This is a genomic window from Nanhaiella sioensis (assembly GCF_046557775.1).
Lineage (GTDB): Bacteria > Bacillota > Bacilli > Bacillales > SM2101 > Nanhaiella > Nanhaiella sioensis.
On the sequence record NZ_JBKAEG010000001.1, the window covers coordinates 596,204 to 620,867 of the forward strand.

Below are 24,664 nucleotides of genomic sequence, written 5' to 3' on the forward strand. Positions count from 1 at the left end.
TTATAGATCATTCGCAAAAATATAGAGCAAAGTCAATTTTTTTTGCTTTGGATTAGTACTTTTACACAAGATGCCTTTATTCAAATTGAACACAGTGAGTTTCTTCCATGATCCATATTCATTTTCAATTGGGCGTGATTGCTAGTGCAACAGGCCTATCAACAGGTAAAGTAGCTATAACAGACTGTGTTTTGGTATCGATCACAGAGACTGTATTATTTCCAGCAAAAACACTATTTGCAACATAAACTAATTGCCCATCTGATGTGATTGCTAGTGCAATTGGACCAAGCCCAACGGTGACAGTAGCTATGGTAGAATGCGTCCTTGTATCGATCACGGAGACTGTACCAGGAGAGTCACCGCTATTTGTAACATAAACCAATTGCCCGTCAGGCGTGATTGCTAGTGCAATCGGATTAACCCCAACTGAAACAGTAGCAATAACAATGTGTGACTTTCCATCAATCACAGAGACCGTTGAGGGATTGAAACCATCACCTCTATTTGCAATATAAACCAATTGCCCGTCAGGCGTGATTGCAACAGCATTCGGTTGATCCCCAACAGGAACATTAGCAATAACAGAATGTGTTTTGCTTTCAATCACAGAAACTGTATTGGTACCTATATTTGCAACATAAACTAACCCCATATCCACATTCCCCCACCTTTCCAACCTTTATACTTCACTGTATTGTATGAAAAAAAATTAACATGATTCAAATTTCATTTGTTTTGGGTAAATGTAACACATGGGTATGCCTAAATAAATTGTCTCTCATCCTATTAATAAACAATTTATTGAAGTTGCTTGGGAAAAAAGATACTTATTTTTCTTTTAGATTAGCGCCATATCGTATTATGAGGCTTCAACCAGTTACCTAGTTGATCCATTTTTCATTGGTATTATTCTTAAGATAGTCTGGATAGCCTTAGCTACATTCTTGCGCCATTTTGTGGAATAAATCACTAAATAGTCTTTGAATTTTGTAAAATAGATTCTTTCTCTACTACTAGGTTGTTTTAACGGAAATTCGGAGGATTCACTTCCTCAATCTGAATGAGGCCATCATATTGTTCACTAGGTATAAATATTTCTTCAAAACTTCCCCAGAACTTACCTGTTGCTTCAGAATTCCACCAATATCTATTCGTTGAATCATCTTCTAAATCAATATTTATAAATGAGACAGGGTACCCTGGTTCATTAAGATGATACTCAATCGAGTTTGATTTATGATCCGTGCTTACTTCAATAACTCCTTCGTTGTGATATGTATTTTTCCCGCTATACATATAGAGTCCTACGATATATGAATCTTCCTTAATAATTTCTGGTAAATATTCTACCATGTTCATATACTGTTTTGGATCTATATTAATATTTGATCTATTTTTCATAATATGAGCATTATGTGCCCATACAATGAACTTTTCATCTGGATATATTTCTTCTAATAACCACTCTAGATTAGAAGCCATTATTCTATCTCGAGATTCAAAATCACCTTTACCACTTTGATCCATAACATTTTCTTCAGTATATTTTTCTGTAATAGACCTAATTCTTTGTTCAAAAATCTTTATGAACAATTGTTTTTCATCCTCACTTACAAATTCCTCCCATTTACCTTGACTTAATTGATACAATAAATCATTGTATTTTTCAATTAATAACTCACTTTCCTCATGCCAGTTTTCAGGATAATTCCCTCTCCATATTGAACTGACAAACATATAAAACTCTTGTTCTACAGCTTGTAAATCTGCTGTAAAATCTGTATTTCTACCCTTAAAATAATCGTTTATATATTTATCTATGTACGGTTGTGGTTGCATATCAAATCCTACTATATTAATTGGGTTCTTAGTTGCTTTTTGTTCTTTAATGTATTTAAACAAGTACATATTATGATCTGTAAACCACACTGGGTGTAAGGTATTTTTCATTGCTTTTTCAGGGCTTATATCTAACAGCATTTCATTTGTTGAATTCACCTCTGCTAATCCACTTTCAAATGCCACAACATTGAAATCTAATTCCTCATGTAAAAACTTTATTAACCTGCTTTTAATCAGACTGTATTCTGAAACTCCATGTGAGCTTTCTCCTAGCATAACCACTCTCTTGTCTTTTAATATATCTTTTAAAAATTCCAAATCACTATAGTCCGAACTTTCCAATTCGATAGATTTAATATGTTCAGGTTTATCATATTGAACTGTTTTTAGCTCTACATCATTAGTAACCCTTTGACTGCTTTCTGTGCCCTCAGACACTTGTTGATTTGAACAACCAAATAAAAGTATGACTAGTAGAAGTGAAGAAAAAAATATGTAAACTTTATTCTTCTTTAATGATTTCATATAATACATCTCCAATGTATTTAAATTGTAATATTTATACATTACAACAATATATTACATGATTATTCGAAATTTTTATATATTTTTTATTTATAGAGCATTTCTCACCATTCTTAATTTTTATTTGTAAAGTATTTTGTTTGAATACCTTGATATAAAAGATTCCTCTACATTACAGACCATACATTTAATAAATCAAACAACTTGTTATTCCTTATTCTATGGCCGATTCATAAATACAGGCGCATCTCTTAGAGAAATGCGCCATATCGTATTATAAGGTCATCGAGATTGATATTTTATCTGGTTGGCCTTCTTTTTATAGGCTATTCTTTAGGTAGTCGGGATAGGACTATGCGCCAGGACTTGATCCTGTCCACTCCCTACTTGTAGAAACATGTTTGAGGCTGGTTGGGGCATTGACCCCGTATAACAAGCGAAGCTATGACACTACAAGGTAGACAGGGACAACCGACAAATCTACTAGAAGGAGATGTGATACAGTATGGATCCAGTGATTGGCCTGGATGTCGCAAAAGGAGAAAGCCAAGTTCAAGCTTTCCTGGCAAGAAAGCAACCCTTCGGAAAGACCTTCAAATTTAAGCATAATACCAATGGATTACGTAATTTTTTTATGTTTTTCAAAGCGGTGGAAATCCACGCTGAATTAAAACCTGTCATTGATTTTGAATCTACAGGACACTATCATGAACCTATTTTACAGTTTCTCGAGGAAAAAAGGATTACGTACTATTTAGTGAATCCCGTTGTTTCTTACGAAACGAAAAAAAGTAGTCTTCGAAAAGTGAAATCAGACCCAGCTGATGCGAAGCATTTGTGTGAGATGTATTACAATGAGGACTTAGTTGCCTAGCAACGAAAAAGTGTTGAAACGATGGATCTGAGAAACCTGAATAGACAACACGATTCCTTAACACGTAACTATGTACAACTAAAACTTCAATTCCAAACGATACTAGATCAAGTATTTCCTGAATATAAAGGGGTTTTTAGTAATTTATATGCGCCTTTATCCTTAAAAACGCTACTCCTCTATCCTACTTCTCATGAGGTATTAAAGGTACCAGCGGAAGAATTAGTAAGGAAGATGTATGATCTAGGAGGAAAAAGATCGTATGGATGGTTTTATGAAAAGGCTTTGAAGTTAAAAGAGTCAGCAGAACGGAACCCATTTAAGAAGACACTGTATCAAAGTAACTTGGTTACGCTAAAAATGTATATTCAAATGCTTCTTCAACAAAGAGAGTTTCTTAACATACTAGAACAGGAGATTGAATCGTTAGCGATGCAGTTTGAAGCGTATGAGATTCTTACATCCATCCCAGGGATAGGTACTAAAATAGCAGCGACACTTATTTCAGAAATAGGCGATGTTGCGCAGTTTAGCCATCCGAAAAAACTAGTAGCCTACGCTGGGATTGATCCAAGGGTATACCAATCTGGTCAGTTTACAGCCACAATCAACCGTATTACTAAAAGAGGATCTACTAAGCTTCGTCAGACACTCTATACAGCTGTTCAGTGTGGACTAACCAATAATCGCAACATGAAAATCCGAACGTATTATGACAAAAAAAGAAGTGAGGGCAAGCCTCACAAAGTAGCCATCATAGCTTGTGCCAACAAGCTATTGCATTGGATTTATACCATATTAAAGCATAAGCAAATGTACACTGCATAAACCAATACAATTAATTACATAACTAACAAAAACTTCAAATAAAGATGTTGAAGCTTATTTGTCATGCCCATTTTAGTATATCACCTTTAACCTAGTATGATTTCTTAAAAAGTATTGACTTATATTAGCTGGTATTGCTGAATATTAGTAAATGTCCTTTCCTCCCATTGGTTTAAAGGTGCTGATTCTCTCCATACCCGCAATAGTTGCTTTGCACGCATGATGGGCAGTTTCATTGCTCCACACTTCATAAACAAATGTATCGCATCTTTTTTACAAATATCGTGACTTTATTTTTAGCCACATTCGGACTTCTCTGTTACTGTAGAGTTAACCACGGACATGTTTTTTCTTCATTGTTGTGCCTAGTATGACTAAGGCAACATAGATTACGATGGCAATCGAATCTATAATCGTATCCGTAAGAGCCAATACGTCAAGTAATGCCGTTACACCAAGAATGACCATCAGTCGGACGATCAGGATCGCCGAGATCATCCATGCGGCAAAACGGATCTTCGATCGCTCACTTTGGAATGACATGTAAATGAATGCGATGCCGAAGACCAGATTTTCCGCCGTTATAATGTGCCAAACATACGTGAATACCACTCGAGAATCCATGGACATCGCCCTAATGTCGAGCATCGGCAGCACAGTGGAATGCCCGTTCCATGCATGCGTGACGGCAAACAGAATCGCAAGAACGCCAGCAATCAGATAATAAAAATTCCTAACCTTGATGTTGATCACAACCCTCCATAGAAATTCCCGGTTCATTCTCTCGGATATCCTCGTAAAGCTCGCGAACGAATCCTGCTAACCGTTGATCGCTTTCGTTATTAAAATCCCTTAACGTTTCGGCTGCTATATTGAGCAACCGACTGACCTTTTCCAGATGGATAATCTTCTTGCGTGTTTCTGCGTTCTTAGCATCGAGAAATGCAGCAACCTCTTCGCAGTATGTGGAATCGATATTTTCCATCTTTCGGAAACCCAATTTACCCTTGATTTCTTCAAGAGTAAAGTCCGCATACCGCATGATATGAATATTCATCAAGTCAATGAGGTCATCCCTCGAATACATGCGATACCGATTGTCTTTCCGAAACGGCGAGACGATCCCAATCCGGTCATAATACCGAAGTGTATCTTTGGACATCCCAAGTATCTGCGAAACCTCTTGTATAGAATAAAGTTTTTCCATGAATCCAGAATAACATTTGAGTTGACTCCAATGTCAAGTAGTTTTCCGATTTTTTTAAATAGTTTGAGTATTATTTATAAAGGTATTTTGATTGTATTTTTTATCAATAATATTTATCTTACTGTTAATAAACTTTATTACGTAATCTGCCCCTAAAATGAATAATGGCACATATCTATATTTCAGATATGCGCCATATCGTATTATGATTACTTCATTCATTTTCAGTATATCTTTTTTTATCTTATTATTTAGGTAACTGACATACCCCTTTACTAGATTCTTGCGCCATATTGTTTAAGATCTCTAATCTATTGACTTGGGATCAACTTCTACTTTCGGATAGCCGTACACATGACCAGCATTTGTATTGAAATACCCTGGAACGTCTTTCAGTGTAAATTCAAGTAAGTGATTTTCTGTAAATGTTTCAGCTGTCATATAGCCATAATCTACTTTTGCTCCTTCTCCTTTTAACGCTGCATCTAAAATCCATGTATAAGTTAAATTTAGTAGATTGCTATGAAAGCCGTAAATAACAATTGCCTTTTCATGGTCATAGCGTACTCCCGATTCAGAAGTTGCATTATAAGTAAACCACATTTCCCTTAAGGTTTTGTCAGACAGACTAAACTCTCCCTCATCCTCATAGGATACATACACATAGTCTTTTCCAACATTATATGTCAAATCATCAAACCAAGCATAAGCTACGACATCTCCCCTTAGCGAAAGAACTCCATAATCTCCATGATCAAATACTCTTATTATCGTTACAATCGCTTGCTCTCTCGTAATATGCTTTCGTGGCATAAATTGACCGTTAGACCCTTGCATAAGTCCCAAAGTGTAGGCAGCGCTTACAGCTGGCCTCGCCCAATCACCTATTTGATTATAATCCGAGTAACCCATTTCTTCTTTTGTAGCGTATAATAAAATACTTGATTTATGTATTGTATTCATCAACATTTGTGCTGCTTGCTCACGTGTGATATAAGTATCTGGTGAAAAGGTCGTATCAGATGTACCATTCACACTACCAATAATATAGGCAAGGTTGACGTGATCTAAATTCGTATCTTCAAATGGTTGATCAATCGTCACTTTTTCCAGTACCATTTCCTTTGTCCATTCATATGACCTTTCGACCATTTCTAACTTTTTAAAAGCCACGTTAACTAATAACTCCGCAAACTCCTCTCGCGTAATTGGGTCAGCGTAATTAGCTTGTAATCTTTCTGGAACAATTCCTAGATCAATGCCTCGTTGAATCGTATCTTTTGACCAAGCACTCGGCTGGTCTCCAGCTGCAAATACAGATGTAGATGGAAGTAACAACATTAATGATAAAATAACTACTAACGTTTTCTTCAACATAATTTACCCTCGCTTTTCCCATGTAATATAAATTATCAATACTTTTACAATATCAAACTTACATTCATTAATTTACCAATCTAATTATATGAAAGGGATTGTTGTAAGTAAATAATAACTTAGAGATTAAGACTCTATAATTCACCTGTTTTATGAATGTTGATCTTGTAGACGATACCCAATATCTTTTTCGCAAAAAAGATAAATTTACCAATGAAAATTCTTAAATTATTTAAGATAATTAAGTAGTTAAATACATAGATAATACATAGATAATTTATATATTAACAAGGAGTTTAATATGATAAGTAAGTTAAAAAAAAGAGTAAAAGTAATTGTAATAAGTACAGTTAAAAAAAGAGCAAAAGAAATTTTAGTAAGCCTTTTGATAATTTCAGTTATCTTAAATTATGTTCAGTACAAGCAAAATAATTATATTGAGGACAGATTACAAGCATCATATCTGGAATATATTACAGATATCTATTGGGTGAACTTTATCTTTCCAGACCACTCAACTTTAGAAGTAACAGATTTAGAAGACTTTGATTATTCTCAATTGTTGCAGAACCTTTCAAAACTTACTTTAACCAAAGTCCCACATGCTACAATCGAAACAGATTGGTTAATAGCTAATACGTTTGGGCTTGTAAAGGACTTATATGATAAAAGTATAAAAGGAGAGGCATTTACTGAAGAGGATTTGACATTGCTTACAGAAACAAGTAATTTATTCAAACTATACACGGAAGATAAAGAAAATATTGGTCTAACTAGTATGTCCTCAAAAGAAATTCTAGAAGAATTAGTAATAAGGAATCAACGTTTAATAGACGCTGGATATGGTCAGTAAATAATTAAAAAATAAACCATTGTGTGCCTGTATAAAGGATAGCACAATGGATTATTTTTTAGTCTTATCTTGACAAATCACAAATTAGGTACTTTTTATATTCGATAATTCAATACTGGATAATACATTAATAGTTACTTCAGCTGTTCCTAAAAAGAGAGTTACCAGTACTTCCAACAGGTATGTATGCACGATGTCAGTATTATTACTGAACAGCGCCATATTGTTGAATATCTTAATTTTGAAATCGAGTTTTCTCTTTGATAGGAAGCTATGTTAGAGACTACTCTTTGGCTAAAAAACAAACGATTTTGGTTTTTAACTTTTGAAATATATTGAAAACAATAATCAAATAGTTCATCCTATTTATAAAATAAATTAATATATTGACTCACTTCTTCTGTTTTGTAATTTTCAAAAATAATCTCAAACATAATACTCTCTTTAACGCCTTTATAGCCTATTTTATCGTTAGATCCTATATACTTTTCCCATTGTATACCATTTGCATCAGTTTTCAATAGGATTTTTCTTTGTTCAAAATTAAAACCTGAAAACACCTTATCTCTATATCCTTTTTCGTATTGATGTACATAAATATTCTTGCCAATATTTTTTCCAGTTGATTGATAATACATTAAAATATGGTAATACTTATTATCATTACTAAGATTAATAAAGGTTAGTTCAAGATCATCTGAATATATCTCATGTAAAAATGTAGTGTTTTTTCTTATATTCTCTAAGGCAATACTTACTTCTTTTGGGTCATTCTTAGCTTCGAATATAGCATTTATATTGATATCTTCAATTGGTTCAATACGTTCTAATATTTGATAACCAATTATTTCCTCTTTTCCTTCTTTCACTTTAGAATCCTTTAATTCAATTGCTATGAATTGTAATTTCGGATGATTTTTCAAGCTATAATACTTTGCTCCAGTATTAAAATTTGATGATTTTCCTATATCCCCTTCCTTTAATAAATTCCATTCTCCACTCCTTATAACTTCCCCCAATTGTGTATCTAGGTCCTCTTTTCCTTGCACAATTTTTTTGGTTGGAATGTAATAATGGTCATTATGAATAAGATAATCATTATATAAATGTTCGGTCTTCTCACTCCCTAGTATTTCAACGAAAGCACTTGAAAATGGCGTAAAGAAAAAAATAAATAAACATAAAATAATTGTTGGGGATACTACTAGAATCAGCTTTCTTTTCTTATTTCCCCTCTCTTTTTCAAGTAATATATTTTGAATATTGATCTCCTTTGGGAAAGAGTGTAAATTCGCTACATCTTCAAGGACTTTTTTTAATTTTCCTTCCATAAATTTTCTCCTCTCAATATCATATGTGAATTATCTTCACCAAGCATTTTCTTCAATAATAATCTTGCTTTATACAATCTAGATTTAACGGTACCTTCTCGAACCTTTAATGAAGATGATATTTCTTTAACAGTCATATCGTGAAAATAATACATAACAATGGTTACCTTATACTTGTTACTTAATTTTTTCACACAGTTGTATATATGTTTTTTTTCCTCGCTAAGAATAATATTTGACTCTACTTCATTCTTTTTTTCGCCATACTCATCCTCATATTCAGAATGATAAAATTTCTTTCGAGATACTTTTAAAGAAGAATTCACTACAATTCCTAAAAACCATGTTTTAAATGCTCCTTTTTTCACATCATATCTTTTAAGAGAAATATATGTTTGTATTAAAGCTTCTTGAACAGCATCTTGTGCTAGATTAAAATCATGAAGTAATAAAAATGATGTTTGATGTGCTTTTTCGATATAGGGATAAGTTAACGTATTAAATGCCTCATCATCTCCATTTAATGATTTTTGGATTAACTCATTCTCTTTCAAATCCCTGCCTCCTTTTATCTTTATACTTATTATTACCATATTAAGTAAAGTAGGTTCATTTTTATTAATAAACAAATATACAAGGCCGAGCTCCTGCTCCTCATATTCCACAATTAAGAGCGTTCAATTCTCTATATTCTAATGTTACTTGGAAATTATTTGTTAAGGATATTACTGCCTTAAACGAAGATGTGATAGCTGGTAAGTGGAGAATCATTATTACAACAGAAGAATGTGATTAAATTTCCTTAAGAATCCTATATATTATGAGATTCTTTTCTTTCAAAAGTATTGTAAATGAAAATGGAGATCTTATTTTAACTTGTATAGATGAAAACGGTAGAGTCAGATTTTTTCTAGGGAGAATAGTAGATGGTTCCATAATTTGGACACCTATATCTAGACCAATTATTGGAGTGCCAGATATACTATAGTATCCTCCATATCGCCCTAAAAAGAATAATGGCACATATCTATATTTTCAGATATGCGCCATATCGTATTATAAGATTCGCAAATTACCTGGTGCCCATTCTTAATAGACTTATCCTTAAGGTACTCAGGATCGCCTTAACTATATTCTTGCGCCATATCGTAATATAAGGTTAGCCAGTTTGAACTGCCCCCTGTCTAGTAGACAGCGGAAATAATAAAAAGTCACTTAAGCGGCTTTAGCTCTATATTCCATAGGGCTAAGGCCATTTAATCGTTTTTGGTACCTATCGTAATTATAAAAATGTATATAGTCTTCTATGGCTTGAGATAATTCTTCAAAGTTCTCATATTTATTTAAATAATACTTCTCACATTTCAGTGCTCCCCAAAAAGATTCCATCGGTCCATTATCAATGCATCGACCTACTCGCGACATACTTTGTGTCATCTTAGCGGCATCTATTTTTCGTTTAAACCCTTTAGATGTGTACTGAAATCCTCGGTCACTATGTATTAGTGGATAATCCCCGTTCAGTTGGTCTATCGCTCGGTCAAGAGTATTAAACACAAGAAGGTTATTATTCGAATTCCCTAAAACATAACTAATAATTGAGCCATCATATAGATCGAGAATAGCACTTAAATAAGCTTTCTTTGATGCTCCATATTTAAATTCCGTTACGTCCGTTACCCATTTTTCATTCGGTTTTTCTGCCGTGAATTCGCGATTTAACACATTTTCTGCGACATGTTGAGGAGTAGAGCTCTTATAAGAATTTTTCTTTCTTCGAATGACAGACTGTATGCAGGCTACCTTCATTAGTCTATAAATACGTTTGTAATTAAAGTTCTCATCAAATTTCCGATTGATATTTAACGTCATTCGACGATATCCATATATCCCATCGACCTTCTTATGTAGAACCATCATTTCTTTAATAATCTCTTCGTTCTGAAGTTCTTGTGCCGAAGGCTTCCGTTTCAGCCACTTATAGTAAGCACCTCTCGTAATACCTGCCACTTCACAAAGCAATAGAATACTCAGGCCTTTGCTTTCATTAAGTTCCTGAATGGCAATATACTTGTCTTCATATCGAATGCAGCTTACTTTCGCCTCCTTTCGATTTCCTCTAACTTTTTTAAGAATAAATTTTCCGCACGTAAGCGCTCATTTTCTCTTTCTAGCTTTTTCATCTGGAGTTCAATCTTCTCTTCTGGAGTTAGCTTTACTTCTTCTTTCTTTTTTCCACGTTTATCTTTAAGTCCTTCATCTCCACCATTTTCATACTTCTTAACCCATTGGTACACCTGTTGATAAGAGACCTTGTAGGTCTCAGCTGTTGTTTGATAATCTTTGCCATTCTCTAAACAGTCCATTACAATTTGTATCCGTTCTTCCCAAGTCGTATTTCTTCCGTTAGTCATAGTCCTTGTCCTTCCTTGTTTCGTATCTTTTAATTCACTATGACTATTATACTTGTAAACCCATTTCTCAAGGACGGAACAACTCGAAATTTCATATTTACGAACAACCTCACGTTGAGAGTATTCCCCTGACAAATAATCTTTAACTGCAGCTTCCTTTAATTCTTTGGAGTAGTTTTTCCATGTTTTAGAGTCAATTAACCCATCAATTCCACTTTTCTCAAATCGCTCTACCCATTTATAAATAGTATTTTTAGGAATTTGGTACATTGTTGTTAGCTCTTTTAGAGTGAAGTTTTCGTTGTTATATGCCCTCACCACTTCATGTTTAAATTCAATAGAGAAAAATTTATTGGACATAAAAAAGCCCCCTTAAGGTAATCAGATTTTATTTTTTAATCTGTCTACCTTAAGGGGAGCATATCAGTTTTTTCTGGTTGACCTTTTTTCATGAGGTCTTATGATAGCGGTAGTCGGGGTAGAACGCAGCGCCAGTGGGACTTGATCCCGTCAACAAAACTGTTCGCCCTCTACTTGTATAAACATGTTTTTGGCTGGTTGGGACATAGATCCCGTTTAACAAGCGAACCTATGGCATTACAAGAAGCTTAGGGGTTACCGACTAATTCATTTTTGTAGGAGGGGATTGATAGATGAATCCAGTGGTTGGTCTGGATGTTTCAAAAGGAGAGAGCCATGTTCAAGCCTTTTTAAATAAAGGTAAAGCTTATCGGAAAAGCTTTAGTGTTAAGCATACTTTGGATGGTTTAAATAGCTTATTAGATTTCTTAGAGGAAGTTACAAAAGTATCAGGTGGGTTGAAACCTTCGGTTATCTTTGAGTCAACTGGTTCTTACCATTCACCTGTTGTCCAGTTTTTAGATGAACAAGACTATGTGTATATTATGGTGAATCCACTTGTGTCTCATCGCTCACGTAGTACAAATCTAAGAAAGGTAAAGACAGACCCTGTAGATGCGTATCAACTTTGCCAGCTTTTCTACAAGGAAGAGTTAGAACCTCATAGAAAAAGAGGACTTCATTTATTAAATCTGAGAAACCTAACCCGACAACAGGAGGCAATTGTAAGTGTCTCATCTCAAACAAAATTACAATTACAAACTCTATTAGATCAACTATTTCCTGAGTATCGAGGTGTTTTTGGAGATCTATATTCCAGAATCTCTTTAAATGTCCTTAATACATTCCCTACATCAGAGTCTGTATTAAAAGTATCTAATTCAGAGCTAGTCGGCATCATTTCGTCTCTGTGCAAGAGTAGATCAAGTAAGTGGGCTGAAGAGAAAGCAGTGAAACTTATTGAGGCAGCTGAAAGAAATCCATTTCAACATAATATGTATGACAGTCACATTTTTAATCTTAAGATATTAATCAATATCGTTCTTCAATACGAAGAGCACCTATCAAAGTTAGCAGCTGAAATAGATGCCCTCGCTGAAGAGATGGAAGAGTATGAGATAATCCAATCTATCCCTGGTATCGGAGAAAAAATTGCAGCAACAATCCTCTCAGAAATTGGAGAGATAGAAAGGTTTAATCACCCTAAAAAGTTAGTTGCATTTGCAGGAATAGACCCTAGTGTTTACTCTTCTGGTCGATTTACAGCTACTCAAAACAAAATTACTAAACGAGGATCTAGCCGATTAAGACGATCTCTATATATGGCTGTAAGGTGTGGAATTCGTGATTCCAGAAAGCAAAAGACAACTGATGAGATCATTGCACGAAACAAGAAACTACGAGAGTTCTATGATAAAAAACGCGATGAAGGTAAACCATTTAGGGTTGCGATTATCGCATGTGTGAATAAGCTGTTACATTGGATTTATGCCTTATTAAAAAGCAAAACAACCTTCCAAGATATAACCTAGTTACTATATCTAACTACCAAATGAAAAACCTTCCAAACTGCATATTCGGAAGGTTATTTGTCATGGACAATTTTAGTATAACATGGATAATTAAATTTTTTTATTGAAAAATGTTGACAAACTATTAGCTGGTTTTGTTGAAGATAGACTTTACATATTTATACTTTTATTTTAACAAATTTCCTTTTCCCCACCTGGAGTATCATACCATCTTCGATATCAACTACAAGGTTTGAGTCATTTATCTTAGTGGTGTTAATCCTAATACCACCATTGTTAATCATTCTTCTAGCCTCACTTTTGGAGCTTTGCATCCTCAATTTAACCAATAATTCAACTATTGGTACCTTAAGAGATTCATTCCACTTTACTTCTGGTATGTCTTTAGGAATTGAACCTTTTTGGAATACTGTTCTAAAGTGTTCTTCTGATTTTTCTGAAGCTTCTTTACCATGAAATATATCTACTATAGTTTTACTTAAGTAGATTTTCGCATCCCTTGGATGGAGAGAACCGTCTTTTAACCCCTGAGATATTTGTTGCTTTTCCTCTATTGATAAGTCCGTTACTAGGTTAAAATATTTGAGTATTAAACTATCAGGTATTGACATAGTTTTTCCGAACATTTGGCTAGGTTCTTCTTCAATACCTATATAGTTGTTCTTTGATTTTGACATCTTTTCTACACCGTCTAGACCCTCTATTAATGGTAGCATCATCACCACTTGCTTTTCTTTTCCATAATGCTCTTGTAGATGTCTTCCCATTAAAACGTTAAAATGTTGATCAGTTCCACCTAACTCAACATCACTTTCTAAAACAACTGAATCATATCCCTGCATTAGAGGATAGAAAAATTCGTGAAGAGAAATTGGTTTCCCTGTAGCTATACGATTAGAGAAATCATTTCTCTCAATTAAACGTGCAACGGTTATTTTTGATGAAAGTTGAATTATATCTTCGAAATTCAGTGATGACTGCCATCTTGAATTGTAATATAACTCTACTTTATCCATATCCAATACTTTACTAAATTGATCAAAATATGTTTTAGCATTTTTCTTTACTTCTTCATCAGTTAATTGCTTTCTCTCTGCAGATTTACCAGTAGGATCTCCTATTTTCCCAGTAAAATCACCTATAATTAATTGAACAATGTGCCCATTATTTTGAAATTGTTTCAGTTTATTCAATACAACAGTATGACCTAAATGAACATCAGGAGCTGAAGGATCTAAACCTAATTTAATTTTTAATGGCTCATTCTCTAATAAAGATCTTGAAATCTTATCTTTCAGTTCTGCTTCTGGAATAATTTCTTGAACCCCATTTTTGTATATTCTCAGTTGCCTCTCAACCTCCATTGCTTGTTCATAAGTAAGTTTCTCGACATTTCCCATTTATTCTTCCTCCTCTATATATAAAAAACCACGTCCCTAAAAAGGGACGTGGTTAACGCGGTACCACCCTTAATTGAAGATTCCTCTTCCACTTATATCGAATAACGGTTCATCCGTTCTTTGCTAATTTGTGTTCACAAAGAAAGTTCAAGGAGGTAATTCGTTCTTATCTTTGTTCTGATTTCCACCAACCATCAGATCTCTAAATACAGGGAGATAATAAACTACTAAATCCTATCATCACTTATGTTATTATTTTAATTTTTAATCATTTTACAGAACATATAATAATAAATCAACTTTATAAAAAAAAATAATAACAAATCATTATTGATAAACACAATTCTATTACTGAAAAGCGCCATTTTGCTGAATAACAGATTCATATTAATTATTCTTAAAATCATACTCCAGTTGAGATATATCTACTTTATTTGGTCTTAATTCTAATACCTTGAAATTTCCGAAAAACCCCTTTACTTCGATAATAAAAAATTGATTAGATTCACCAACTTTTCTATAAACTCGTTTTGTTTGCATTGCCATTGCGAATAAACCTATTGAGTTATCATAGTACCCTTCTGCAAAATAAAATCTATTATCTTTTGTTTTTTCATATTGGTTACCTATGTTTATAACATAACAATCAGCATCTTCACACCGAACGTTATAACTTTCTTTAAACCACTTAACAAATTCACTATTGTTTGGCTTTTTCATGTAAATTGTGATTACAACTATACATATTACAAATAGACCTAATATTATATACCTTTTCTTCCTCAAAAAATCTCTCCTCAATTTTTATAGAATTCATTAAGACTAGTCACATACCTCAGTCCTCATCATATTATTAGAAGAATACACCTAATAAGGTATATGAGGTATGAAATTGCTTATTATATCTATAAGACTTTCAGATTCTTCAGTCGATATATTCTCAGATAATTTTGCCGCCGCAATAATTGGAACCCACTTAAGAATATCGTCATTAGATAATTTGTTTTTCTCACAATAAAGCCTTAAGTACATATCAGCTATTTCTTTTGAAAAATTAAAATATAAAATGTAAGTACGACATATGTCTGCATAAAAATCTCCTGCACTCGAATCAACCCAATCTAAAATTATCACTTTATTCTCTGACATAATCAAATTAAACAAATGAAAATCTCCATGGCAAAGCCTTTTTTCAAAAGTCATCGAATTTAAATGATGAATTAAAGTTGACTTATAGGTATTACTTAAATTAGGAGCTTCATCAATTTGACGTGTTAATTTTTCAGACATTGTCTCAATTGGATCAGCCTTAACCATATGGATTTGTTGTTGTATATCAATGGAAATATTCATATAGTATTCTACTTGATCACTGTTTTGTAATAGAAGGTCACCCATCGTTCGCCCATAAATATATTCCATTATTATTGCTTGTTTTCCATTTATTTTTGTTACATCATAAACTTTAGGAACAGGTAATCCACATGAATAGGCATATTTTTGTTTATTTGCCTCATATAAAGCTTCTGTAGGAGGCAAATAGTCATTAAATATTTTGACAATCCTGTCATGATATAGATAAATTTTCGCAGTATTTCCTAATGCTAGTGGGGCTCCTAAATCCATTCATATCGCTCCTTTCAACTACTTCACATAACTACCAATATTTTAACATGAATTTCCATTTAATTAGAGAATACTCTTTCATTTCATGAATAGACATACGAAATGGCGCGTTAATCGATATACGCGCCATTTCGTATTATGAGTTCTGCCAGTAACATTTGTGGTTGTCCTATTTTTAATAGGTATAGTCGGGAACTCGCTATACCATATTCTTGCGCCATATTGTTGAATATCATTAGGTGAATTTAACATATTATACATTTAATCTCTCATTCTTTTATCTTCTGAACATCCCCCTATCAAACACAATCTATCTTGTGTTTACTAAAACTTTCTTCTGTATCTACAAAATAAGAATTCCCCACATACCTTTGTTATAACAAATAATTTAATGAGGTGATTTTTTGCCTACCGCTGTTATTGACGTTAAGACCCATTCAGTTATTACTACTCTTCCTGTTGGATCTCGTTCAACCCCTGCTTTTACACCAGACGGGAAACTAGCTTATATTGGGGACACTTCAGATGTTTCTGTTTTTGATGTTAAAACTCATTCGTTGATTTCTACAGCCCAAGTAAATAGACCTTTTTCTTTGGCAATTACACCAGATGGAAAACTTGCTTATGTTGTTGATGAAGGTAATGATAACGTTACAGTTATTGACACGAAAACTCATTCTATTGTTGCTATTGTCCCAGTTGAACAAACTCCTGTTAATCTAAAAATCTCTCCTAGTGGAAAACTTGCTTATGTAGTTAACAATAATTTGGTGGGGACTGTTTCTGCCATTGACATAAAAACACATTCTATCATTGCTTCTATTTTAGTTGGCCAAAGCCCATCATCAGTTTTATTTACCCCAAATGGAAAAATTGCATATGTTACTAATCTCAATAATTCAGTTACTATTATTGATGTTACAACTCATACTGTTATTGCTACTCTGGATCTTCAGGATTCCCCAAATAGGATTTCTTTAACCTCAGACGGGAAACTAGCTTATGTTGTTATTGCAGACGGTTCTACATCAGTAATTGATACAAAAACTCATTCTGTTATTGCAAATGTTCCGGTTGGCACTGGTCCATTAAACAACGCTATTACACCAGATGGAAAGCTTGTTTTTGTTACAAATAGTGGTAATAATTCTGTATCTGTTATTGACACAAAAACCCATTCTGTTATCGCTACTATAATAGTTGGGCAAACGCCTGTAAACCTAGATATTTCACCAGATGGAAAACTCATTTATGTTGTTAATAGTCCAGACCGATCCGTATCTGTTATTGATGTAAAGACTCATTCTGTTATCGCTACTATTCAAGTTGATTTTCCTCCAGGTTTTGTAGTTTTCACACCGGATGGAAAGTTAGCTTATGTAACAGCATCTCCACCTTTTTAGTTAGCTTTTCAAGGACTCTAGTAACCACAACTATCATTGAAGTTACTACATTTTCTTTTTAAATTTATTCCCATCTCTTCACATATAATGAATTAACATTTTTCACTAAAGGTGGTTAATGAGCTGTGCATATGTTACAAATGTTATTTCAACTAATGTTTCAGTCATTGATACTAAAACTCACTCCGTCATTACCATTGTTAGTTTAAATGGATCCCCCGAATATTAGATGAAATAAGTGAAAAATAGACAACTACCCATAAGGTAGTCCAGATAGCCTTTACTACCTTCTTGCGCCATATTGTTGAAGTTATACCCCTTTGGTGGTTTTTGTTTACTTCTTCAATTTGTATCTTACTAAATATGGTGTAAATAAAGATCCAATTAACAATATAGTGAGTCCCATACCAATTGTTAAAAAAGGATTACTAAAGGGTGAAAGGAAGAAGCTAAAAATCAACATAGGTAAAAGCGTTAAAGATACAAATACGAACCTACCAGAAAGTCTTATCCTATACTCTGTATTACAGTTATCACATTCAATGGGCTTATATGCCCACCAAAACGATTTATAGATTTTACTCCAACTAAATTGTCTGTTACAGTTCACACATTTTTGCAATGCAAACACCACCTTGTCGGACCATATCAAAATATCCATATTTATTTGGATGTCTTGTTACATCAATTTGTTCTTATGTTAATATTTCTGAATCTATTTATTTCATTTCAGCACCCCTTTAACTTAAGAACAATTATTTCAAATGTTCAGTACTTAGGCAATTCTTGTTACAGAATATGACCATAAAATGAAAAGGACGCTAATCTTTATTTCAGATTAGCGACAGATCGTATTAGGGGTCAGCCAGTAACAATTCTGATTGATAGATATTACTCTTAAGGTAGTTGCAATAGCACTAACTGCATTTTTGCGCCATATTGTTGAATATGTTGATTTAAAATAAAGTTTGATCAAATTTCATGAAAACCCGTATCGTATGGCAAACAAAAGAATCCATTTTGAAAAAAATATACATCAAAATGGATTCTACATTTGAGGTAAACTACTTTACTTTTTTAAAAAAGTTATACGAAATTGTAGAAAAAATTATTTTTAAAGGTAGTTGAATGAATTAAAATATTTATTTTTTGAAATACTTTTTTATACTTCTAAGTTTTGTGCTACTTCATGTGCTTTATTAATTGCAGCTTGTTTATTTTTTTCTGCTAAATCAGGAATAGCCGTACCTTCTGCAAAGATACTCTCTATTTCTTCTACCCCCATATATTCTAAATTTGTTTTTAAGAGGCTGTTAGCATGTTCCGATTCTGTCTTTGATCCATGAGAATAGATGCTACCAGAAGCCATTATATGAACAGCTTTTTTCCCTTTTAATAAACCAAATGTTCCTTTTTCATTAAAGTCAATAGTTATTCCTTTAACTACAATTGTATCAATGTATGCTTTTAACACTGCTGGAAAGCTAAAGTTCCACATTGGAGTAACGAACACATAACGATCTGCTTCAGCAAACTGTGATGCTATTTGACTGATACGACCTACTTTAGCTTGTTGTTCTTTAGTTAATGAATCAAAACTTTCCCCAGCACCTAATTTTCCCCAAGCACTAAGTACATCTGCATCAATGAAAGGTAAATATTCATTATATAGATCTAATTTAACAATTTCTACATCTGAATTTTTCTTTTCGTAATTTTCTAAAAACTCTTTACCTACTTGAAGACTCACAGAATGTTCTTCAGTTAATGGATGTGCATTAATATACAATAATTTTTTCATTTATCTTCTTCCCTCTCGTGATATCAATTTTTAAAAGCATTTTTACTGTATCCAACAACTTAGACTTTATTCAAATAAAACCGGAGTAATGACAGTGATCACAACCCACAATTAATAACTACTCTTATTTGATTTAAAACCTATGGATCATCTTACAACAAATATTTTTCAAGCACTAGTCAAAAAAGAAGATATTCGAAAAGTATTCACACCTGATAAAAATATATAAAAGGGGTAGTGTCAGGAATTTGACAATGACAACGTTATGGTTACAAACGTTGTCATAAATACGTTATTTATGGCGTAAAATAGGGCCTTTCACTGTCTCATACAACTTGTATTAAAATCCTTATCGTTGTTAAATGTAGTTTTTTTATTTTGAATAACTGCTTAACGTTGTAAATCTGCATTTTCGGGACTAAGCCCCTAAAATGAATAATGGCGCATATCTATATTTCAGATATGCGCCATATCGTATTATGATTACTTCATTCATTTTCAGTATATCTTTTTTTATCTTATTATTTAGGTAACTGACATACCCCTTTACTAGATTCTTGCGCCATATTGTGGAAGATCGGAAGTAGTAAATAATCAAAAATATTGAAATGGTATTAAAGTATCCTTTATCTGAAGTAGAACTGTTTATCTAACTTCTATTACAAATGTGTATGATAATTCACCATCAGGCCATTTAGCTAATACTTCATATATATTATGACCTTTACTATTTGGTATCAATACTTGCTTATCATTTAGCATAACTTCCATTTCTCTTCCGTTTTCATTCCATAAGTAAACAGTTATTTGGGGATTGCCTTCAATCTGAATATTAATTTTATCGTTGGGTTCGACTCTAACAGATTCAAAATTATCAGCAATTTGGTACGGAGAAATAGCATCAGTTTGTACAACCTGAGTATATAAACCTTGCTTTCTTTCCCATTTGTAATTACCTACTAACATTTCATAATCCGTTTCATTTATATTAATCTTCCCTGACATAGATGGGGGAAATTCCTCGCCCCTTCCTTCCGTGTCTTTAAACATTTCGTTTGAAGAACCAGTTATCCAAAACGAAGAAAATACTATAATTACAAATAACAATGTATTTATTCTCATCATTGTTCCTCCCTTTTAATAATTAACGAATAAATACCAGTAAAAGTTTCAGTATTCCCCCTACTTACGAACCTGTTTATTCAGACAATTTCTAGTTCAAGAAATGCGCCATATTAATACCCTTTGAAAATGCATATCCAAAGGGCAGCGTGTCTTTTTTAAAGCAATTCTACTGTTTCTTATAGAGAGGCCTGTAATATGGCTAAAACATCTTCTTTGTTTAAACGATTAAAGTTTCCAAAGTCCCCATTTATGACTGCTTTATCTGCGATTACGTCTAGCTGTTTATCGTCGATGTCATATTCAATAAGGCGTGTTGGAGCTCCAAGAGACTTCCAAAATTTACTTAACGCTTCTATTCCTTCTAGCCCAATTTCCTCATCTGTTTTCTTCTCAGGATTCACATAAAACACGCGTTGCGCAAGCTGAGAAAAACGTGCTGGATTTACTTTAATGTTATGCTTCATCCAATTGGGATAAAGAATGGCTAGTCCACCTGCGTGAGGAATGTCGTACACCGCGGATACAGCGTGCTCAATATTATGCGTGGCCCCATCAGGACGATAACCCATTTGAAGCATGCCGTTTAAAGCGATAGTACCCGAATATAAAACCGTTTCACGAAATGTTACATTTTCTAGGTCATCTAAGAGAGAAGGTCCTACTTCTATAACGGTTTTTAAAACGGACTCACATAGGCGATCTTGCAGAGGAGTGTTTTTGCTGTTATGAAAATATTGCTCTAATACGTGTGACATCATATCTACTATTCCGTAAATGGTATGATTTCTTGGAACCGTTACTGTATTTACCGGCTCCAAAATAGAGAATTTTGGAAAAATCAGTGGATTTCCCCAACCATATTTTTCTTTTGTTTCCCAGTTCGTGATTACACTACCCGCGTTCATTTCAGATCCTGTTGCTGCAAGAGTAAGGACCGTTCCTAATGGAAGTGCGTGTTGTGGGGTCGCTTTTTTTGTCACAAGATCCCAAGCATCCCCATCATACTTTGCACCAGCTGCGATCGTTTTCGTACAGTCAATAACACTTCCTCCACCTACAGCTAACAAAAATTCAATTCCCTCAGATTTACAGATTTCTACGCCTTTATGAACCGTCGATAAACGAGGATTAGGCTCGACCCCAGATAGTTCAAAAATGGTGGCTTCTATTTCATGTAAATATGAAATGACCTTGTCATAAAGACCACTTCGTATAATGCTCCCTCCACCATACACAAGAAGAACCTTTTGGCCGTATGGTATTTCTGTTGTTAATTGCTCTAATTGGTTATCTCCAAATATTAGCTTCGTTGGATTATAAAATGTAAAATTATCCATTTTTCTACCTCCTTATTTCTAAATTAAGTTGAACTTAAGTATCAAGAATAGAAGTGAATTTTCTCATATCTTACCATTCCTATCCATGTAAGACTATTTATTTGTCTATACGCTATTTTATACAAAATAGCTGCTATGAAATTAGTTTGAAATAAATCTAGTAAGTAATAATACAAGAAAAGCTTATGCTTTAAACATCAGCATACGGAGATAATATTCCTTCCGCACATGGGGTTTATCACTCCAGGATATTTAAAAAATTGTAGTTATAGTAACTGAATCCTCAGGTGACAAAGTTTCTAAACTGCTCATAATAAGCTTATATACAAGAGAAAAACATAGCAACTTTCAACAAACCTAAATTTCCTGCAGGGTAAGTGAAATTTGACTAAAGTCTGAAAGTAGCTCTAAAAAATCAAAATTGTTTTTGTGACTTAGAATTGTAATCACTATTCCACCTTAAAGGTCAAAAAAATTTGACTTATTTACTTATAAATTACCGCATAATACTATTTAAATTGTAAACAATCATTTTTATGATCCATTATAAAAACAAAGAGGAGGAAATTATTGTGTTAAATTTTTACTGAGGCTGTTAATTTTAGACATGCAGCTCGTCATTTTATAAAAGGAAAAGAAATTGATCAAAAGGATTTAAAATTCATTCTTGAAAGTGCTATTAAAGCTCCTTCATCTCTAAACCTGGAGCATTCTGAATACGTCGTCGTTCAAGATCAAGCCACAAAAACGAAACTAAGAGGTGCAGCTTTTGATCAGGCTCAAGTAGAAGAGGCAAGTGCTGTTGTCATTATTCTTACGAAAAAGCATAAATTATTGGACCCAGAATCAGAAGAAGTACAGAATCTGATTAAATCAAGAATTCCTGAAAATGGGGTACCTATCGCATTAAATTTCTTAAGATCTTTCCCAAATAAAGAAGCGTTTACAACATGATCAAAATCACAAGGGTACCTTGCATCATCTTTTATTATGCTAGCTGCTGCTTCACTTGAGATCGATTCATGTCCAATGGAAGGGTTTGTAAATGATGTAGTATTAGAAATTATTAACCGTTCACCTGAAGAATATGAGGTTGCTTTATTTATCCCATTAGGGTTTAGAAGTCAAGCACCTTATGAAAGAATAAGAGCTTCCTATGAAGAAAAAGTACAATTGATTTAATTACAATAAGAGGCTGGGACATAAGTTCAAATCTAACTGATTTTTATACAATACTCAAAAATATAACCGCATGAAATCAAGGTTTATAAATTTGATTTCGTTCGGTTTCTTCATTTTAACTGGGTTTTGTCCCAGCCTCTTTTTATCACATATTTCGGTTTCTTGTTAAGATATAAAGTGTATAAAACAGCATTAGTAGTTCCACTATTTATGTCTTTATATTCTATTATTCCATCTTTAATTATTTTTTGGCTTGTCAGAAAATCTATAATCTCATTAAATTTTTCCATTCTTTAGTCCTCTTTGAGTCTTTCTAAATCTAATTATTTCTCGTTTTGTAAATAGTAACTTTGTTCTTTCTAAACAACAATATCATAAACAAAACGCGATAATATTAGATCATCGCGCCAGATTGTGGAAGATCAACACAACAAAAGGGAGTACCTCGTACACCCTTTATTAATTAGTTTATTGGTTTCGGGTCAACCTCTATTTTAGGATAACCATATACATGACCTGCAGGTGCATTAAAATACCCAGAGATATCTTTTAATGTAAACTCTATTAAATAATCATCTGTAAAGGTTTCAACTGTCATATACCCATAATCTACCTTTGCACTTTCTCCTTTTAATGCAGCATCCGTAATCCAAGGATAATCTCTATTAAGTACGTTAGAATTAAATGGATATATGATCATAGCCTGTCGTTAAATCTTTTATAGGGTCATACCTAATCCAAGATGATCCCCTGTTTTTCATTGTTTTTCTTTGATTTTTTTATTATTCTCCATATTGATAACACACAAGCACTCCCAATTAACAGAGCTGTCAAAGAAGTCATGTTCATTCCTACATTACGAATAAATATATTTTGAAACAAAATATAGAAGTTTATTATTGCGAGAATTAAATTAATCAAAAAGTACATTTTTTCCTGCATAGATATTCTCTGAAGCAAACCATCTTACCCCCTTTCTCTTGGATTTTCTTTATTTAGTCGCTATACCATTAAAAAGCTCCATCCAGTTCTATATACGGCTGTTATAACTATTTACATTTCTGCATATGTTAAATCGACATTATGCTGAAAGAAGTAAAAAATGATGCTTATCTTTCAGATTTGCGACAGATTGTTGAAAAAATTCAGGTTGTCTATTAGTCAGAATTACTAATCCATTATTCAACAACTAGTTGAGATCTCATTTCCTTGTGTCCGGGGTCACCACAAAATGTTAAACAACGGATTTCATACGTACCTGGTTCTAAGTTAATTGTAGCGCTGTCACCATCCATTACTTTTGCAATAATGTTATCCTTATCATCATATGGTCTTAATTTGACCCCATGAACACCTGAAGTATCTTCATAATTAAACGTTACATCCACATTCGCAGGGATCGTATATGTTTCTTGATCAAATTCCCAATTTGAACCACTAACAGTTAATTCATGACTTTCTTTTTGGTCAGAAGAAGCAGAACCTTCATCGTTAGTTTTTCCACATGCTGATAAAACAAAAATAGATATTATTATAGCTGTCATCATAATTAGATATTTTTTCATCATTAGAAACCTCCAATGTTAGTAATATTCACTTAGTCTCATACAGTTTACATTATGAAAATTAAAATAAATATGAATT

24 protein-coding genes, 1 pseudogene and 1 other annotated feature are annotated in these 24,664 nt (G+C 33.3%); of the genes and pseudogenes, 7 read left to right on the forward strand and 18 right to left on the reverse strand.

Going from position 1 to position 24,664, the window contains the following annotated elements; translation table 11 throughout:
- Positions 1-124 precede the first annotated feature (124 nt).
- A complete protein-coding gene (locus V1503_RS02765; RefSeq protein ID WP_410624661.1) occupies positions 125-655 on the reverse strand; it encodes a YncE family protein in 531 nt (176 codons plus the stop codon).
- Positions 656-1,026: 371 nt separating this feature from the next.
- Positions 1,027-2,370: an erythromycin esterase family protein gene (locus tag V1503_RS02770; protein WP_410624663.1), complete on the reverse strand. Its 1,344-nt coding sequence runs from the start codon at positions 2,368-2,370 to the stop codon at positions 1,027-1,029.
- Between the two features lie 505 nt (positions 2,371-2,875).
- Here V1503_RS02770 and V1503_RS02775 point away from each other — a divergent pair.
- Positions 2,876-4,072, forward strand: a pseudogene (locus V1503_RS02775) (IS110 family RNA-guided transposase).
- Between the two features lie 330 nt (positions 4,073-4,402).
- On the opposite strand, the gene V1503_RS02780 reads toward V1503_RS02775, so the two are convergent.
- The 3 genes from V1503_RS02780 to V1503_RS02790 all read right to left on the reverse strand — a co-directional run bounded on the left by V1503_RS02780 (position 4,403) and on the right by V1503_RS02790 (position 6,656).
- On the reverse strand, positions 4,403-4,825 hold the full coding sequence (locus V1503_RS02780) for a hypothetical protein (protein ID WP_410624665.1): 423 nt from the start codon (positions 4,823-4,825) through the stop codon (positions 4,403-4,405).
- Positions 4,806-5,279, reverse strand: coding sequence for a MerR family transcriptional regulator (locus V1503_RS02785; RefSeq protein ID WP_410624667.1), 474 nt, complete (start codon positions 5,277-5,279; stop codon positions 4,806-4,808). Before V1503_RS02785 ends, V1503_RS02780 begins: the two co-directional genes overlap by 20 nt.
- Positions 5,280-5,585: 306 nt before the next feature.
- Positions 5,586-6,656 (reverse strand): S-layer homology domain-containing protein, encoded by a 1,071-nt coding sequence (locus tag V1503_RS02790; protein ID WP_410624669.1) that lies wholly within the window; start codon positions 6,654-6,656, stop codon positions 5,586-5,588.
- A 301-nt stretch (positions 6,657-6,957) separates the two neighbouring features.
- On the opposite strand from V1503_RS02790, the gene V1503_RS02795 reads away from it, so the two are divergent.
- The gene (locus tag V1503_RS02795; protein ID WP_410624671.1) at positions 6,958-7,509 is read left to right on the forward strand and encodes a hypothetical protein; all 552 of its coding nucleotides are present in this window, start codon (positions 6,958-6,960) and stop codon (positions 7,507-7,509) included.
- A 362-nt stretch (positions 7,510-7,871) separates the two neighbouring features.
- Here the strand turns inward: V1503_RS02795 and V1503_RS02800 are convergent, their stop codons facing one another.
- The 3 genes from V1503_RS02800 to V1503_RS02810 form a co-directional block, all read right to left on the reverse strand.
- A complete protein-coding gene (locus V1503_RS02800; RefSeq protein ID WP_410624673.1) occupies positions 7,872-8,840 on the reverse strand; it encodes a hypothetical protein in 969 nt (322 codons plus the stop codon).
- Positions 8,825-9,394: an RNA polymerase sigma factor gene (locus tag V1503_RS02805; protein ID WP_410624675.1), complete on the reverse strand. Its 570-nt coding sequence runs from the start codon at positions 9,392-9,394 to the stop codon at positions 8,825-8,827. The genes V1503_RS02800 and V1503_RS02805 overlap by 16 nt, the downstream gene beginning before the upstream one ends.
- A 661-nt stretch (positions 9,395-10,055) precedes the next feature.
- A protein-coding gene (locus V1503_RS02810; protein WP_410624677.1) for an IS3 family transposase occupies positions 10,056-11,614 on the reverse strand; the annotation gives its coding sequence in 2 pieces (ribosomal slippage) (positions 10,056-10,972 and positions 10,972-11,614; 1,560 coding nt in all).
- Between the two features lie 293 nt (positions 11,615-11,907).
- Here V1503_RS02810 and V1503_RS02815 point away from each other — a divergent pair.
- Entirely contained in the window at positions 11,908-13,146 is a 1,239-nt protein-coding gene (locus V1503_RS02815; protein ID WP_410624679.1) for an IS110 family RNA-guided transposase, read from the forward strand.
- A 158-nt stretch (positions 13,147-13,304) separates the two neighbouring features.
- On the opposite strand, the gene tyrS is transcribed toward V1503_RS02815, so the two are convergent.
- The 3 genes from tyrS to V1503_RS02830 all read right to left on the reverse strand — a co-directional run bounded on the left by tyrS (position 13,305) and on the right by V1503_RS02830 (position 16,172).
- Positions 13,305-14,546, reverse strand: coding sequence for a tyrosine--tRNA ligase (gene tyrS, locus V1503_RS02820; RefSeq protein ID WP_410624681.1), 1,242 nt, complete (start codon positions 14,544-14,546; stop codon positions 13,305-13,307).
- A gap of 39 nt (positions 14,547-14,585) precedes the next feature.
- Positions 14,586-14,796: a binding site (T-box leader), on the reverse strand.
- 137 nt (positions 14,797-14,933) lie between these two features.
- The gene (locus tag V1503_RS02825; RefSeq protein WP_410624683.1) at positions 14,934-15,332 is read right to left on the reverse strand and encodes a hypothetical protein; all 399 of its coding nucleotides are present in this window, start codon (positions 15,330-15,332) and stop codon (positions 14,934-14,936) included.
- Between the two features lie 81 nt (positions 15,333-15,413).
- The gene (locus V1503_RS02830; protein WP_410624685.1) at positions 15,414-16,172 is read right to left on the reverse strand and encodes a phosphotransferase; all 759 of its coding nucleotides are present in this window, start codon (positions 16,170-16,172) and stop codon (positions 15,414-15,416) included.
- 404 nt (positions 16,173-16,576) lie between these two features.
- On the opposite strand from V1503_RS02830, the gene V1503_RS02835 reads away from it, so the two are divergent.
- Both V1503_RS02835 and V1503_RS02840 read left to right on the forward strand, forming a co-directional pair.
- On the forward strand, positions 16,577-17,575 hold the full coding sequence (locus tag V1503_RS02835) for a cytochrome D1 domain-containing protein (RefSeq protein ID WP_410624687.1): 999 nt from the start codon (positions 16,577-16,579) through the stop codon (positions 17,573-17,575).
- Positions 17,576-17,693: 118 nt separating this feature from the next.
- On the forward strand, positions 17,694-17,804 hold the full coding sequence (locus V1503_RS02840) for a hypothetical protein (RefSeq protein WP_410624689.1): 111 nt from the start codon (positions 17,694-17,696) through the stop codon (positions 17,802-17,804).
- A 105-nt stretch (positions 17,805-17,909) separates the two neighbouring features.
- Here the strand turns inward: V1503_RS02840 and V1503_RS02845 are convergent, their stop codons facing one another.
- The 4 genes from V1503_RS02845 to V1503_RS02860 form a co-directional block, all read right to left on the reverse strand.
- Positions 17,910-18,236 carry a TIGR04104 family putative zinc finger protein gene (locus V1503_RS02845; RefSeq protein ID WP_410624691.1) on the reverse strand — a complete coding sequence of 109 codons (327 nt, stop codon included), beginning with the start codon at positions 18,234-18,236 and terminating at the stop codon, positions 17,910-17,912.
- Positions 18,237-18,737: 501 nt separating this feature from the next.
- Positions 18,738-19,376 carry an FMN-dependent NADH-azoreductase gene (locus tag V1503_RS02850; RefSeq protein WP_410624693.1) on the reverse strand — a complete coding sequence of 213 codons (639 nt, stop codon included), beginning with the start codon at positions 19,374-19,376 and terminating at the stop codon, positions 18,738-18,740.
- A 645-nt stretch (positions 19,377-20,021) separates the two neighbouring features.
- Positions 20,022-20,498 carry a hypothetical protein gene (locus V1503_RS02855; protein WP_410624695.1) on the reverse strand — a complete coding sequence of 159 codons (477 nt, stop codon included), beginning with the start codon at positions 20,496-20,498 and terminating at the stop codon, positions 20,022-20,024.
- A gap of 179 nt (positions 20,499-20,677) precedes the next feature.
- Positions 20,678-21,838: an iron-containing alcohol dehydrogenase gene (locus V1503_RS02860; protein WP_410624697.1), complete on the reverse strand. Its 1,161-nt coding sequence runs from the start codon at positions 21,836-21,838 to the stop codon at positions 20,678-20,680.
- Positions 21,839-22,417: 579 nt separating this feature from the next.
- Here V1503_RS02860 and V1503_RS02865 point away from each other — a divergent pair.
- On the forward strand, positions 22,418-22,792 hold the full coding sequence (locus V1503_RS02865) for a nitroreductase family protein (RefSeq protein ID WP_410629371.1): 375 nt from the start codon (positions 22,418-22,420) through the stop codon (positions 22,790-22,792).
- A 36-nt stretch (positions 22,793-22,828) separates the two neighbouring features.
- On the forward strand, positions 22,829-23,020 hold the full coding sequence (locus V1503_RS02870) for a nitroreductase family protein (RefSeq protein ID WP_410624699.1): 192 nt from the start codon (positions 22,829-22,831) through the stop codon (positions 23,018-23,020).
- A gap of 110 nt (positions 23,021-23,130) precedes the next feature.
- Here V1503_RS02870 and V1503_RS02875 read toward each other — a convergent pair whose 3' ends face one another.
- From V1503_RS02875 to V1503_RS02885, 3 genes are all read right to left on the reverse strand, one after another.
- Positions 23,131-23,310 carry a hypothetical protein gene (locus V1503_RS02875; protein WP_410624701.1) on the reverse strand — a complete coding sequence of 60 codons (180 nt, stop codon included), beginning with the start codon at positions 23,308-23,310 and terminating at the stop codon, positions 23,131-23,133.
- A 173-nt stretch (positions 23,311-23,483) separates the two neighbouring features.
- A complete protein-coding gene (locus V1503_RS02880) occupies positions 23,484-23,720 on the reverse strand; it encodes a hypothetical protein (RefSeq protein ID WP_410624703.1) in 237 nt (78 codons plus the stop codon).
- A gap of 478 nt (positions 23,721-24,198) precedes the next feature.
- Positions 24,199-24,588 carry a cupredoxin domain-containing protein gene (locus V1503_RS02885; protein WP_410624705.1) on the reverse strand — a complete coding sequence of 130 codons (390 nt, stop codon included), beginning with the start codon at positions 24,586-24,588 and terminating at the stop codon, positions 24,199-24,201.
- Positions 24,589-24,664 lie beyond the last annotated feature (76 nt).